General features: G+C 73.6%; 13 protein-coding genes. 8 read left to right on the top strand and 5 right to left on the bottom strand.

Features of this window, described 5'->3' with window-relative positions:
- Nucleotides 1–43 precede the first annotated feature (43 nt).
- Nucleotides 44–580 (top strand): SMI1/KNR4 family protein, encoded by a 537-nt coding sequence (locus tag ACFC0G_RS28630; protein WP_376408292.1) that lies wholly within the window; start codon nt 44–46, stop codon nt 578–580.
- Nucleotides 581–900: 320 nt separating this feature from the next.
- On the opposite strand, the gene ACFC0G_RS28625 is transcribed toward ACFC0G_RS28630, so the two are convergent.
- Complete coding sequence (locus tag ACFC0G_RS28625) at nt 901–2,100, bottom strand: MBL fold metallo-hydrolase (protein WP_376408290.1); 1,200 nt, start codon at nt 2,098–2,100, stop codon at nt 901–903.
- 132 nt (nt 2,101–2,232) lie between these two features.
- On the opposite strand from ACFC0G_RS28625, the gene ACFC0G_RS28620 reads away from it, so the two are divergent.
- Complete coding sequence (locus ACFC0G_RS28620) at nt 2,233–3,411, top strand: Glu/Leu/Phe/Val dehydrogenase dimerization domain-containing protein (protein ID WP_376408288.1); 1,179 nt, start codon at nt 2,233–2,235, stop codon at nt 3,409–3,411.
- 162 nt (nt 3,412–3,573) lie between these two features.
- Complete coding sequence (locus ACFC0G_RS28615; protein ID WP_376408285.1) at nt 3,574–4,266, top strand: TetR/AcrR family transcriptional regulator; 693 nt, start codon at nt 3,574–3,576, stop codon at nt 4,264–4,266.
- Between the two features lie 24 nt (nt 4,267–4,290).
- On the opposite strand, the gene ACFC0G_RS28610 is transcribed toward ACFC0G_RS28615, so the two are convergent.
- From ACFC0G_RS28610 to ACFC0G_RS28600, 3 genes are all read right to left on the bottom strand, one after another.
- On the bottom strand, nt 4,291–5,097 hold the full coding sequence (locus ACFC0G_RS28610) for an SIMPL domain-containing protein (protein ID WP_376408283.1): 807 nt from the start codon (nt 5,095–5,097) through the stop codon (nt 4,291–4,293).
- A 140-nt stretch (nt 5,098–5,237) separates the two neighbouring features.
- Nucleotides 5,238–6,263, bottom strand: coding sequence for a DUF6745 domain-containing protein (locus ACFC0G_RS28605; RefSeq protein ID WP_376408554.1), 1,026 nt, complete (start codon nt 6,261–6,263; stop codon nt 5,238–5,240).
- Between the two features lie 76 nt (nt 6,264–6,339).
- Nucleotides 6,340–6,666 carry a hypothetical protein gene (locus ACFC0G_RS28600; protein ID WP_376408280.1) on the bottom strand — a complete coding sequence of 109 codons (327 nt, stop codon included), beginning with the start codon at nt 6,664–6,666 and terminating at the stop codon, nt 6,340–6,342.
- Between the two features lie 189 nt (nt 6,667–6,855).
- On the opposite strand from ACFC0G_RS28600, the gene ACFC0G_RS28595 reads away from it, so the two are divergent.
- The 5 genes from ACFC0G_RS28595 to ACFC0G_RS28575 are packed head-to-tail and all read left to right on the top strand — an operon-like array spanning nt 6,856 to nt 12,050.
- Nucleotides 6,856–7,824: an STM4015 family protein gene (locus ACFC0G_RS28595; RefSeq protein WP_376408277.1), complete on the top strand. Its 969-nt coding sequence runs from the start codon at nt 6,856–6,858 to the stop codon at nt 7,822–7,824.
- Nucleotides 7,821–8,999 (top strand): STM4014 family protein, encoded by a 1,179-nt coding sequence (locus tag ACFC0G_RS28590; protein WP_376408275.1) that lies wholly within the window; start codon nt 7,821–7,823, stop codon nt 8,997–8,999. The genes ACFC0G_RS28595 and ACFC0G_RS28590 overlap by 4 nt, the downstream gene beginning before the upstream one ends.
- 11 nt (nt 9,000–9,010) lie before the next feature.
- On the top strand, nt 9,011–9,832 hold the full coding sequence (locus tag ACFC0G_RS28585; protein ID WP_376408551.1) for an STM4013/SEN3800 family hydrolase: 822 nt from the start codon (nt 9,011–9,013) through the stop codon (nt 9,830–9,832).
- Nucleotides 9,829–11,175 (top strand): STM4012 family radical SAM protein, encoded by a 1,347-nt coding sequence (locus ACFC0G_RS28580; RefSeq protein ID WP_376408272.1) that lies wholly within the window; start codon nt 9,829–9,831, stop codon nt 11,173–11,175. The genes ACFC0G_RS28585 and ACFC0G_RS28580 overlap by 4 nt, the downstream gene beginning before the upstream one ends.
- A gap of 8 nt (nt 11,176–11,183) precedes the next feature.
- A complete protein-coding gene (locus ACFC0G_RS28575; RefSeq protein WP_376408269.1) occupies nt 11,184–12,050 on the top strand; it encodes an STM4011 family radical SAM protein in 867 nt (288 codons plus the stop codon).
- On the opposite strand, the gene ACFC0G_RS28570 is transcribed toward ACFC0G_RS28575, so the two are convergent.
- The gene (locus tag ACFC0G_RS28570) at nt 12,037–12,831 is read right to left on the bottom strand and encodes an SGNH/GDSL hydrolase family protein (RefSeq protein WP_376408267.1); all 795 of its coding nucleotides are present in this window, start codon (nt 12,829–12,831) and stop codon (nt 12,037–12,039) included. The two genes, ACFC0G_RS28575 and ACFC0G_RS28570, sit on opposite strands and share 14 nt — an antisense overlap.
- Between the last annotated feature and the right edge of the window lie 105 nt (nt 12,832–12,936).

The following is a 12,936-nucleotide window of genomic DNA, read 5'->3' as shown; positions in this document are numbered from 1 at the left end:
GAGCCACCTTCGATTCCCCCACAAGAAGCGGAGCGTTGTGCAGATGTCATGGGTCCAGCAGATCCTGGAAGCAGTCGGCCGCCGGTCGGAAGACGTACACGTCGACTGGCCGACGGTGGAGTCGGAACTGGGCACGCCGCTTCCGGCGGATTTCAAGCAGTTGTGCGAGGTGTTCGGCCGGGGTGAGTTCAATGGCTTTCTGTATCTCTACACGTCGAAGGGCGGTACTCACCTGGAGGTGATCGACAGCCTGCGGCGGCTCCATCGTGCGCTCGATAGCTTTCCCGAGGCCGAGAGTGTCTACGACCCCTACCGGATCTACGCCCCCGGGAAAGAGGGGCTCATCAGGTGGGCGGGGGCGGCAGCCGAGGGGTACGAGTACTTCTGGCTCGCGAACGACCTGGATCCGGAGAACTGGCCGATCGTCGCGCGAACGGACCACACGGAGGAATGGCACACCTACCGGATGAGCACCTCCGAATTCGTCCACCGCATGTTGACGGATGAGGAGTTCAAGCCGTTCACCATGACTGGATACGCGCCGTCGCCGAAGTACGTGTCCTACGCCGATCCTGAGTGACCGACGGACTTCGCCGTCACCTCGCGATCGCGGACGGGACCTGGCTCACACCGGCACAGCCGCCCTCGTGAGCCAGGTCCCGTAAGTCGTAGACCGCGATCAGCCCGTACTCAAGGCCGCGGTTCAGCCGTCCACGATGCGCGTTCGGACCACAACTCGCGACGATCCCCTCGCAGTCGGCAACGGCCTGAACTGCTGAGCGACGACAGAACGCACTCCGCGGGGCGCCCCGTCCAAGGCCCGCAGCACACGATCACGCCCTTCAGCCGGAAGACGCTCCAGCATCCGCACGACCTCGGCACGGTCTTCCCCGGTCGATGTCACCGCTCGCCCGCAAGGTCGAGATCGTCGCTGCGCTTCTCGGCCTCGATCTCGGCACCCCGGGGGCGGCGCCACGGGCGCGCGATCGGACGGGACACAGCCCGCCACCACGCCTCCCCCGGCAACTTCCCCGCCGGCTCGAAAGGCTCACCAGGCCGCGGGAACGCCACCGCCTGGCCAGCCTCCTCCGCCACGTCCCGCGTCCACTCCCCCGGCTCCGCCCACGCATGGAATGCCAGGCTGAACGTGCCCCAGTGGATCGGCAGCATGACGCCGGACGCCGCACCGCCCTGGAGGTCCAGATGGGCCCGCATGCCCTCCTCGGGAGTCATGTGGATGTCGGTCCAGAACTCCGAGTACGCGCCGATCTGGATCATGGTGGCGTCGAAGGGGCCGTGGGCGGCGCCGATGTCCTTGAAGCCGGAGAAGTAGCCGGTGTCCCCGCTGTGGAAGATCCGGTGCTCGGGGCCCTGGACGACCCAGGAGGCCCAGAGCGTGTGCTGCCGGTTGCGGATGCCCCGGCCGCAGAAGTGGCGGGCCGGGGTGGCCGTGAGCCGCAGCGCGCCGATCTCGGTGGACTCGTTCCAGTCCAGCTCGTGGAGGCGGGAGGCGGCCACGCCCCAGCGCTCCAGGTGCGCCCCGACGCCGAGCGGCACCGCGAAGACGGTGTCGGTGGTGGCGAGCGCCTTGATCGTCGGCAGGTCGAGGTGGTCGTAGTGGTCGTGCGAGATCACGACGACGTCGACCGGGCCGAGCGCCGCGAGGGGCGCGGGCACCGGGTGGAGCCGCTTCGGGCCGGCGAAGGGGAAGGGGGAGCAGCGGTCTCCCCAGACCGGGTCGAAGAGGACCCGGTGCCCGTCGATCTCGGCGAGGACGCCGGAGTGCCCCATCCAGGTGAGGCGCAGCCCGGTGACCGGCGCCTTGGCCAGGTCGGCGACGGTGGTGGGATGGACGGGGATCGTGCCGGTGGGGGCTCGGCGCGCGCGTCCTTCCTTCTCGAAGTAGATCTTGGCGAACTCCAGGGTGGAGCCCGAGGGCCCGCGGCGGGCCGGTTCGGGGTTCTGGAAGATCCCGTCCGCGAAGTTCGGCGAGCGGCGGATGCGGGCGAGGCGCGCGCCCGCGGGGTCCGCGCCGAAGGACTCGGGGCGCAGCGCGCGCAGCCGAGCCCGTGGGGAACGGTCGGAGCCGGTACCGGTCACAGGACCTCCTGATCTCTGGGGGTCGTTCCATTATGGGCGGCCCGCGCCGCTGACGGCCGGGAAGGCCGGTCATACTGAATCGCTGTTCAGTAAAACCCTCGTTCCGCACCAGCCCCTCCGAGGAGACCCGCGATGAGCCCCACCCCCCTGCTGTCCGTCGACTGGACCGATCACGTGACCGGCCGCCGGGGCCATCTGGTCGTCGACCGGCTGGTGCGCGGGGTGGCCAGCGGCGGCCTGCGGATGCGCGAGGGGTGCACGGTGGCCGAGGTCACCGGGCTCGCCCGCGGCATGACCATGAAGGAGGCCCTGCACTACGACCCCGAGGCCCGCTACGTCCCGCTGGGCGGCGCCAAGGGCGGCATCGACTGCGATCCCCGCTCCCCCGAGGCGTACGGCGTCCTCGTGCGCTATCTGCGGGCCATGCGGCCGTACATCGAGCGGTTCTGGACCACCGGGGAGGACCTCGGGCTCACCCAGGACCTGGTGGACCGGGCCGCGGCCGAGGCCGGGCTGGTCTCGTCCGTGCAGGCGGTGTACCCGCTCCTCGACGACGAGGCGACGGCCCGGAAGCGGCTCGCCGACGCGTTCGCGATCGAGGTGGACGGGATCGGGCTCGACGAACTGGTCGGCGGGCTCGGTGTCGCCGAGTCCGTGCTCGTCGCCCTCGACCGGGCCGGGCGGGCGCATGCCGGGACCCGGGTGTCGGTGCAGGGGCTCGGCACGATGGGCGGGGCGGCCGCCCGGTTCCTGGCCAGGGCCGGGCTGCGGGTGGTGGCCGTCGCCGACGTCCGGGGCACGATCGTGAACCCCGACGGCCTCGACGTCGAGGCGCTGCTCGCCGCCCGCGACGCCCACGGCGCGGTCGACCGCACGGCCCTGCGGCCCGGCGACCGGGAGGAGCCCCGGGACGCCTGGCTCGCGGTCGACGCGGAGGTCCTGGTGCCGGCGGCCGTCTCGTACGCGATCGACGCCTGGAACCAGGGACGGATCACGGCCCGCTGGATCGCGGAGGCGGCCAACATGCCGGTCCTGGCGGAGGCCGAGGAGGCCCTCGCCGCGCGCGGGGTGACCGTGCTGCCCGACGTGGTCGTGAACTCGTGCACCAACGCCTGGTGGTGGTGGACGCTCTTCGGCGACATCGAGGCCGACGCCGGGCAGGCCTTCGACCGGGTCCGGCGGTCCATGCGGGAGCTGGTGGGCGGCATGCTCGACCGGGCGGCGGCGGACGGCACGAGCCCGCGCGCCGCGGCGCACGCGCTGGTCGCGGAGCGGTTGCCGCTGATCGCCGAGCGTTACGGCTGGTACTGAGCCGTCCCGACCCGGTCCGAGCCGGTCGGAGGCTGTCGGAGCCGGGCCGATCCGGTTCGACCCGGCCCGAGCCGCTCCCAGGCCGCGCGCCGGGCTCCGGGCTCCGCGCGCCGGGCTCCGCGACGATCATGCCCGCGTCATGTGCTGTGTAGGCTGCCCGACGTGGCGAGAGTGCGGTTGAGCGTGGCGGAGCGGCGGGAGGAGCTGTTGCGGGCCGCCGTCGAACAGATCGAGGCCCGGGGCGTCACAGCCGTCCGGATCTCCGACGTGGCCTCGGCCCTCGGGGTGAGCAACGCCCTCGTGCTCTACCACTTCTCGACCAAGGAACAGCTGGTCGGCGCCGCCTTCTCGCACGCCGCCGAGGGCGACCTCGCCCGCCTGCGACAGCTGCTCGGACGGCGCTCGACGGCGGTCCGCCGGCTGCGCGCCGCCGTGCGCTGGTACGCGCCGACCGGCCAGGCCAAGGGCTGGCGGCTGTGGATCGAGGGGTGGGCCGCCTCGCTGCGCGACCCCGAGCTGCGCGAGGTCGCGGCCTCGCTGGACCGGGAGTGGAAGGCGGCGCTCGCCCGGGTGATCGCGGAGGGGGTCGCGGCCGGCGAGTTCCGCTGTGCGGATCCGACCGCGGCGGCCTGGCGGCTCACCGCGTTCCTCGACGGGCTCGCGGTCCAGACGACGGCGTACGCCGGCTCCCTCTCGCGCGCCACGCTGCTGCGGTGGGCGGACGCCGCCCTCGCCCGGGAACTGGGACTGGACCTGCCCGAGGAGACACGGGGCGGCGCACCGGACGAGGACGGGACACGGGAAGGGGACCGGGCGCGGGATCACGGCGGGCCGGAGGAGCCGCCCGGCCCGTAGCCGCCGGAGCGGACCTCGGCGGCGTCAGAGCAGCTCGAAGACCGCCGAGACGGTGACCTGCTCCTCGATCTCGCCCGGGGCCAGTGGGACGCCCGGCTCGTCCGCTGCCATCGGGGGCACCGCGCCGGAGCCGGGACGCACCGAGTCGCCCTCGCTGAGCGAGACCAGCCGGCCGAGCCGGTGTCCACTGAGCCGCGCGTGCTGCGAGGCCTTGTCGTACGCGTCCTGGAAGGCGGCCTCACGCGCCTTCGTCCGCAGCGCCGACGGGTCGGCGACGTCGAAGACGACGCCGTTGATCCGGCCCGCGTCCCCGATGGCGTCGTTGACGGCGCCGATGACCTGCCCGGTGCTGTCGAGGTCGCGGATCTTCACGGAGAAGGACTGTCCGGCCTGGTAGCCGGTCACCTTGCTCTCCCCGTCCGCGCTCTGCGTGTACACCGGGGAGAGCGAGAGGCTGTCGGTCCGGATGTCCCGGTCGGCGATCCCCCGCTTGCGCAGCACGCCGAGGAGCGCCTCGGCCGAGGCGCTCTGCGCCGCCATGGCCTCCTTGGCCGTCTTACGGGCGGCCTCGACCCCGACGGACAGGATCGCCAGGTCCGGTGCGGCGGACGCCCGGCCCGTCCCGGTGACGGAGACCGTGGCGGGCGCGGCCGCCGGAGCCGCGGTGCGGAGAGCGGCCGGCCCGGGCGCGGCGGCCAGGGCGGGGGCCGCCGTGCCGGCCAGCAGCCCGCCGAGCACGGCGGTGGCGGCGAGCAGCCGAGCGGTGCGGCGCGTCACGGGCGCGCGGGTCGTCGTCGCGGTACGGGCGGTCCGGTGCTGGCGGGTCGTCACAGGCGGTCCCTTCAGGGGTGGGTGCCGGAGCCCCGGCGGGCACATCCCAGCACCCGGCGCCGTCGCCTCCCGCACGCCACTCCTGACCGGCGGCCCCCTTCACCTCTCCGTACCAGCCGGGACCCCGCCCCGGGCCCCGCTCAGGTCTGGACGAGCGGCTCGTACGCGGCGGAGTCCAGCCCGAAGGTCCAGGCCACGCCCTCCCGCGCGGTCCGGGTCGAGGGCGGCACCCGCAGCCAGTAGGTGCGGTGGCTGCCGTCCGGCTCGGGGGTGGAGTTGACCACCTCGACCATCACCACGTCCTCGTCGTCGGCCAGTTCGACGCGCCACAGGACGCCCGTCTCGTCGCGGTGCTCGTGGCGGGCGCCCGACTCCGCGAGGTAGCGGTCGTAGCCGTAGTACTCCAGCATCACGCGCCGCAGCTCGGCGTTCTCCTCCTCGCGTATCAGCTCGGGGGTGAGGTCGGCGAGATCGGCCAGGAAGTCGGCGTCCACCGGCATGCCCCGCCAGGCGTGGAGGGCGAAGCCGTCGGGGTACGCGAGCGCCGGGCCGTCTCCCCGGTCCAGGCGCCCGGCCTCGTCCCGGTGGAGCTCCACCGGGCGCTCGCAGACCACGGCGACGTTCTCGTAGGGCCACCACCAGCCGGCGTGCCGGGCGACGGCGGCGAGCCCCGCGAGCCGCTCGCCCCGCCCGTCGAACGCGGCGAGCCAGGCGGCGTCGTGCTGGCCGAGCACCGCGTCGAACAGCACGAGCCGCACGGCGGTCGCCTCCCGCGCGGTCCCGTCGGTGACCCTTTCCGCCGCGGCCTCCGTCACCCCGGCCCGGATCCGCTCGGCGAGCTCCCGCGTGAGGTCCCAGAGCCCCGCGCCGGTCGCCTGCCAGTGCGCCGCCCAGCCGGCCGGGCCGAGCTCGTCGTGGAGGCGCCGCCGCTCATCGGCCCAGGGCCGGGTGCGCACCTCGTCCCGTACCGAACGGCCCGGGTCGTCAAGCCCCCTGACGAGCGCTGCCGCCGCGAGCGGCGAGTCGGCCCAGAGCACGCGCGCGGGCTCGGCGAGCCCCGCCGTGCGGTAGGCGAGCCGGATGCCGGCCTCGGCGGCGGCGCGATCGGCCGGTCCGGTGGCCGCGGCGACGGCCCGCCACGTGTCCTGTGCGGTGGTGCGGTTCATGTTCATGCCGATGTCCCCCGAGTCCTCGTCCTTGCCCATGTCGAGCCCCTCACGTCCCTTCACGCCCGTCGGGTCGTCAGTCCGCGACGATCCGGTAGGCGCCGGGCACGTACTCCCGCTGCCGCACGACCCGGTACCAGCCCTTGGGCAGGGCTATCGGGGCGTGCTCCTCGTGCACCACCCGGCCGCCCTCGGGCAGTTCGAGCAGCAGCGGGCCGATGGGCCCCGACTCCCGCACGAGCCGCCCGGGTCCGGGAATCGCGTGGGCGTGCCCGGTGACCTCGCCGAGGGCGAGGACCAAGCGGCCCCTGGCGTCCCTCGGCTCCCCCGCCGCGGCCTTCGCCCGGGCCGGTACGGCCGTCTCGTCGACGGGCGCGATCAGCACGTCTCCCTGCCGGTACATGGCTCTCCCCTCCCCGTTCGGCGCGCTTCGCCCGAACACGAGAACGACGCTAGAGGCCGGGTCTGACAATCGGTCGGATCCTCGCCCCGAGCCCGGTGGAGCGGCCCCCGGCGAACGGCGTTGTCGGTGCCGCTTGGTAGAACTCTTGGCATCAGCCGATCAACGTCGTCCGTTGTCTGGAGCACCGCCATGACCATCGGGAAATACCAGCAGGTTTTCCACGGCCTTCCCGTGTTCGACTTCCCGAGTGCCGACGCGGACGGGACCGCGCCCGCCGCGCTGCCCGACGCGGCCGCCGTCGCCTGGCGGATCTCCGCCCCGACGTACAGCGAGCCCGAGGACGAGCTCTGGGAGCCGCAGTTCGAGCGGTTCCTCAAGACGGTCGATCCCGCGCGGGTGCGCGCGCTGGTCGTCGGCGGCTGGGACGAGGCGTACGAGGACTCGTCCGCCCCCATCGTCGCGGCGCTGGTCGCCGCCGCCGACCGGCTCACCGGCCTGCGCGCGGTGTTCCTCGGCGACATGACGGGCGAGGACTGCGAGATCTCGTGGATCATCCAGTCCGATGTGACGCCGCTGCTCGCCGCCTACCCCGCCCTGCGGGAGTTCGGGGTGCGCGGGGGCACGGCGCTGGCCTTCCCCTCGGTCCGGCACGACGCCCTGGAGACCCTGGTCGTCGAGACGGGCGGCCTGCACGCCGAGGTCGTGCGCGGGATCGCCGGCAGCGAGCTGCCCGCCCTGGAGAACCTGGAACTCTGGCTCGGCACCGACGAGTACGGCGGCGACAGCACCGTCGAGGACCTGGCTCCCCTGCTCGCCGGCACGGGCTTCCCCGCCCTGCGGCGCCTGGGCCTGTGCAACAGCGTCATCCAGGACGAGGTCGCCGCGGCCGTGGCCGGTGCCCCGGTCGTCGCCCGGATCGAGCGGCTCGCCCTCTCCATGGGCGTCCTGACCGACGAGGGCGCGGCGGCCCTCCTCGACGGGCAGCCGCTGACCCACCTCACCCACCTCGACCTCTCCCACCACTACCTGTCGGAGGCCATGCGTGAGCGGGTCCGGGCCGCGCTCGCCCCGCACGGCGTCACGGTCGACCTCGATGACCCGCAGGACGCGGAGGACGACGGCGACAGGGTCTACCGGTACGTCGCGGTAGCCGAATGACCACCGCCCCGCGCCTCGTCGTGGTCGGCGATCCGGCGGGCCGCCGCGTCGCGTTCTTCCAGGACGCGCTGCGGTCCGCCGGGCTCCCCGGGGCGCGGGTGGTGTCCTGGCCTGACGTGCTGGGCGGCCGGGCGCGGTTCGCCGCCGGCGAGACCGTACGCATCGACTCCCCCGGTGAGGATCCGGAGGCCGACCGGCTGCTGCGCGGGGTCGACGACCCGGCCCGCGTCGAGGGCTCCGGTCACTGGTACACCCGGTTCACCGCCGCCGTCTCCGAGCTCTCGGGGGCCGTGGCGGAGGCGGGTGCGTCCCTGGTCGACGACCCCGGCGAGCTCGCGGTCCTGTTCGACAAGCGGCTGAGCCACGGCCGGCTGCGGGCGGCCGGTGTGCCGGTGCCCGATTCGCCGACCTCCGGCCCCGACGCACCGGCCGTGGGCGGCTGGACGGACCTCCGGTCGCTGCTCGACACGGCCGGGCTGCGGCGGATGTTCGTGAAGCTCGCACACGGCTCGTCCGCCTCGGGGGTGCTCGCGGTGGAGACGAACGGCGCGGGCAGGATCCAGGCGACCACCTCGGTGGAGCGCGGCCCGGACGGACGCCTCTTCAACTCCCTGCGAGTACGGCGCTACACGAGCGAGCGGGAGATCGCCGCGATCGTGGACGCCCTCGCCCCCGACGGGCTGCACGTCGAGCGCTGGCTGCCGAAGGCCACGCAGGACGGGCGGGCCGCCGACCTGCGAGTGGTGGTGATCGACGGCCGGGCCACCCATGCCGTCGTCCGCACCAGCCGCTCCCCCATGACCAATCTGCATCTGGGCGGCGCCCGGGGCGACCTGGCCGCGGCCCGGGCCGCGATCGCCGCGGCAGGCGGACGGTGGGAGGACGCGCTGGGCGTGTGCGAGCGGGCCGCCGCCGCCTTCCCCGGCACCCGGTGCGTGGGCGTCGACCTGCTGCCCGCCACCGGCTGGCGCCGCTTCGCGGTGGGCGAGGTCAACGCCTTCGGCGATCTGCTGCCGAGGCTCACGGGACTGCCGGGCAGCGGCGCCGAGGGCCTCGACACGTACGCGGCGCAGGTCGCCGCTCAGTTCCCCCACACCACCGACGCCCGCCACACCCACGCCGACCCCCGCCTCACCCACGCGACCCCCCGCACCACAGGAACGAGCACCACGTGAATCAGCCCGACATGAACGCGATCGTCGGCAGCCACGACCTGCTCCTGGTCACCCTCGACACGCTGCGGTACGACGTGGCGGCCGAGCTGGCGGCCGAGGGTCGCATCCCGCACCTGGCCCGGCACCTGCCGGGCGGGGTCTGGGAGCGGCGGCACGCGCCCGGCAGCTTCACATACGCCTCCCACCAGGCGATCTTCGCGGGCTTCCTGCCGACCCCGGCCGCTCCCGGGCCGCATCCCCGCCTCTTCGCGGCCCGGTTCGCGGGCAGCGAGTCGACCGCCGACGGCACGTACGTCCACGACACCCCGGACCTCGTCTCGGGGCTCGCGGGCGAGGGCTACCGGACGGTCTGCGTCGGCGGGGTGGGCTTCTTCAACAAGCAGCCGCCGCTCGGTTCCGTCCTCCCCGGCCTGTTCCAGGAGAGTCACTGGGAGCCGTCCTTCGGCGTCGCGTCCCCGACGTCCTTCGCGTCCCAGGTGGACCGCGCCGAGGAGGTCGTCGCCGCGCTCCCCCGCGAACGGCGGCTCTTCCTCTTCGTCAACGTGTCCGCGCTGCACCAGCCCAACTGGTTCCATCTGCCGGGGGCGACCCGCGAGGCCGGGGACTCCCGGGCCACCCACGCGGCGGCCCTCGAATACGTCGACCGGCACATCGGACGGCTCTTCGCCGCGATGAGCAGCCGGCGCCCCTGCTTCGCGATCGTCTGCTCGGACCACGGCACCGCGTACGGGGAGGACGGCCACACCGGCCACCGGCTCGGCCACGAGGTCGTGTGGACCGTGCCGTACGCGCAGTTCGTCCTGGACGGCCCCGCGCTGGAGGCGACGGCATGAGCGAGACCACCACCCCCCACCCGTACCGCAGCTACGTCTACGCGTATCCGCACAAGACGGCGTACCGCGCGCTCCCCGACCGGCCCTCCCTCGGCGCCCTCTGGGAGGCGGAGCCGAAGGACGCGCTCTCCCTCTACGCGCACATACCGTTCTGCGAGGTCCGCTGCGGTTTCTGCAACCTCTTCACCCGCATCGGCGCGCCCGACGAGCTGACCACCCGCTATCTCGACGCCCTCGACCGCCAGGCCACGGCGGTCCGCGAGGCGCTCGGCGACCCCCGGGGGGACGGCGCTCCGGTGCGGTTCGCGACGGCCGCGTTCGGCGGTGGCACGCCCACCTTCCTCACCGCCGGCGAGCTGGAGCGGCTGTGCGACATCGCCGAGAAGCGGATGGGGGTCGACCTGCGGGCGGTGCCGCTCTCCGTCGAGACCTCCCCCGCGACCGCGACCGCCGACCGGCTCGCGGTCCTCGCCGAGCGGGGCGCGACCCGTCTCAGCATCGGGGTGCAGAGCTTCGTGGAGGCGGAGGCCCGGGCGGCGGTCCGGCCGCAGCGGCGCGCGGACGTCGAGGCCGCCCTCGGCCGGATCCGGGACACCGGCGTGCCCGTCCTCAACATCGACCTCATCTACGGGATCGACGGACAGACCGAGCAGTCCTGGCGCTCCTCGCTCGACGCGGCGCTCGCCTGGCAGCCCGAGGAGCTGTACCTCTACCCGCTGTACGTGCGCCCGCTCACCGGCCTCGGCCGGATCTCCCCCGACGCCGACCGCGAGTGGGACGAGCGGCGGCTGCGCCTCTACCGGTACGGCCGGGACCACCTCCGCGCGCAGGGGTACGAGCAGGTGTCGATGCGGATGTTCCGGCGGACGGACGCCGCTCCCCTCGGCCCGGACGACTACGCCTGCCAGACGGACGGGATGATCGGTCTGGGCTGCGGCGCCCGCTCGTACACGTCGGCGCTGCACTACTCCTTCGACTACGCCGTCGACATGCGCGAGATCCGCTCGATCATCGACGCCTACACGGAGACCGAGGACTTCTCGCGCGTCGAGGTGGGCCGGTGGGTCGACGCGGAGGAGGCCCGCCGCCGCCATCTGCTCCAGTCGCTGCTCCAGGCGGAGGGCATGCCGGTCACCGGCTACGAGGAGCGGTTCGGCTCCTCGCCGTTCACGGACTTCCCCGTGGAGCTGGCCCGGTTCGAGGCCCTCGGCTGGCTCGACGCGGACGCCCCCGCGGGGCTGCTCCGGCTCTCGCCTGAGGGGCTCGCGTACTCGGACGGGCTCGGCCCGGAGCTGTTCTCGCCCGACGTGCGGGCCGCCATGGCCGCGTACGAGCCGAAGTAGGGGCGGGCATGGATCTGACGCTGCTCTACCGCGGCCCGCTCGCCTCCTGCGACTTCGACTGCCCCTACTGTCCCTTCGCCAAGCGCCGGGACAGCCGCGAGCAGCTGCGCGCGGACCGGGCCGCGCTCGACCGGTTCACCGGGTGGGCCGCCGGGCAGACCGGCGACCGGCTACGGATCCTCTTCACCCCGTGGGGCGAGGGTCTCGTGCGCTCCTGGTACCGGCGGGCGCTCGTCGACCTGTCGCGACTGCCGCACGTCGAGCGGGTGGCGATCCAGACGAATCTGAGCTGCCGGACGGACTGGCTGGCGGAGGCGGACCCGGCGAGCGTCGCCCTGTGGTGCACGTACCACCCGGGCCAGACGCCGTACGAGCGTTTCCTCGGCAAGTGCCGCGAGCTGACGGACGGGGGCATCCGGTTCAGCGTCGGTGTGGTCGGCCTGCCCGAGCACCGGGACGACGCCCGCCGGCTGCGCGCCGACCTGCCGCCGCACGTCTACCTCTGGGTGAACGCGGCCGAGGGGCACACGTACACGGACGCGGAGGCCGAGGAGTGGACGGGGATCGATCCGCTCTTCCCTTACAGCAGACGGCCGCACCGCTCGGCGGGGCTGCCGTGCCGTACGGGCGAGTCGGTGATCTCGGTGGACGGCGAGGGGACGGTACGGCGCTGCCACTTCGTCAAGGCGGAGCTGGGCAATCTGTACGACGGTTCGTACCGCGCCGCCCTGCGTCCCCGGGCCTGCCCCCTCGGCGTCTGCGACTGTCACATCGGCTACGTCCACCTGGAGACGCTGCCGCTGTACGACGTGTTCGCCGGCGGGGTCCTGGAGCGGATCCCGGCCGGCGGCCCGTCGCTGCTCAGAGAGGCATGAGGTCGGGGCGCTTGGCCTCGACGTGGTCGCCCGAGCTCTCGCCGCGCAGCCTGCGCCCGATCCAGGGCACGAGGTACTCCTTGGCCCAGTGGATGTCGTCGCGGCGCACCTCCAGCGTGCCGCGCGGGGGGCGCGGCGGCCACGCCTGGTCCGGGTCGGCGGGCACCGGCAGGCCGAGGACCTGGGCGGCGCGCAGGGCGACGCGGGTGTGGCCGTCGGGCGAGAGGTGCAGCCGGTCGTCGTCCCAGGCCCGCCGGTCCTGCACGGACTTGAGGGACCACAGGTCGAGGACCGGGCAGTCGTAGCGGTCCGCGATGGACCGGACGTGGGCGGTGTACGTGGCGATCTTCCCGCGCAGATGCCGGAGCACGGGGATGTCGCGGGTGTCGAAGCCGGTGGTCACCATGACCGTGCCGACGGCGGAGGTCAGGTCCGCGACGGCGCGCTCGAAGCGCTCGGCCACGTCGTCGGGGTCCGTGCCGGGCCGGATGATGTCGTTGCCGCCGGCACAGAAGGTCACCAGGTCGGGGGCGAGTTCCTTCGCCCGGGGGACCTGTTCCGCCACGATCTGGTCGAGCAGTCGCCCGCGTACGGCCAGGTTGGCGTAGCGGAAGTCGTCGTGCTCCGGCAGCTCGTCGGCGAGCAGGACCGCGAAGCGGTCCGCCCAGCCGACGTACGTCCCGTCGGGTCCGGGGTCTCCGACACCCTCGGTGAAGCTGTCACCGATCGCCGCGTACGACCCGAATGCGTTCTTGTCTCTTGATCTCGAATCGTCTGCCACGGGAGCACATCCTTCCCTTTCGGATGTGACCTACGCGACCGTAAGGAAGGGTTGACGTCGGGTGACATATGCCACCGATAAAGATTCTCCCAAGCCGGAATACGC

The sequence above is a fragment of the Streptomyces sp. NPDC056169 genome (assembly GCF_042268445.1).
Taxonomy (GTDB): domain Bacteria; phylum Actinomycetota; class Actinomycetes; order Streptomycetales; family Streptomycetaceae; genus Streptomyces.
The sequence above is the reverse complement of the archived record's forward strand: the minus strand, read 5'-3'. Positions and strand labels throughout refer to the sequence as shown.

Bases quoted from the DNA above. Each gene is read 5' to 3' on its own strand.
- ACFC0G_RS28630 (WP_376408292.1), top strand. From the start codon at position 44: ATGTCATGGGTCCAGCAGATCCTGGAAGCAGTCGGCCGCCGGTCGGAA.
- ACFC0G_RS28620 (WP_376408288.1), top strand. From the start codon at position 2,233: ATGAGCCCCACCCCCCTGCTGTCCGTCGACTGGACCGATCACGTGACC.
- ACFC0G_RS28605 (WP_376408554.1), bottom strand. From the start codon at position 6,263: ATGAACCGCACCACCGCACAGGACACGTGGCGGGCCGTCGCCGCGGCC.
- ACFC0G_RS28600 (WP_376408280.1), bottom strand. From the start codon at position 6,666: ATGTACCGGCAGGGAGACGTGCTGATCGCGCCCGTCGACGAGACGGCC.
- ACFC0G_RS28595 (WP_376408277.1), top strand. From the start codon at position 6,856: ATGACCATCGGGAAATACCAGCAGGTTTTCCACGGCCTTCCCGTGTTC.
- ACFC0G_RS28590 (WP_376408275.1), top strand. From the start codon at position 7,821: ATGACCACCGCCCCGCGCCTCGTCGTGGTCGGCGATCCGGCGGGCCGC.
- ACFC0G_RS28585 (WP_376408551.1), top strand. From the start codon at position 9,011: ATGAACGCGATCGTCGGCAGCCACGACCTGCTCCTGGTCACCCTCGAC.
- ACFC0G_RS28580 (WP_376408272.1), top strand. From the start codon at position 9,829: ATGAGCGAGACCACCACCCCCCACCCGTACCGCAGCTACGTCTACGCG.
- ACFC0G_RS28575 (WP_376408269.1), top strand. From the start codon at position 11,184: ATGGATCTGACGCTGCTCTACCGCGGCCCGCTCGCCTCCTGCGACTTC.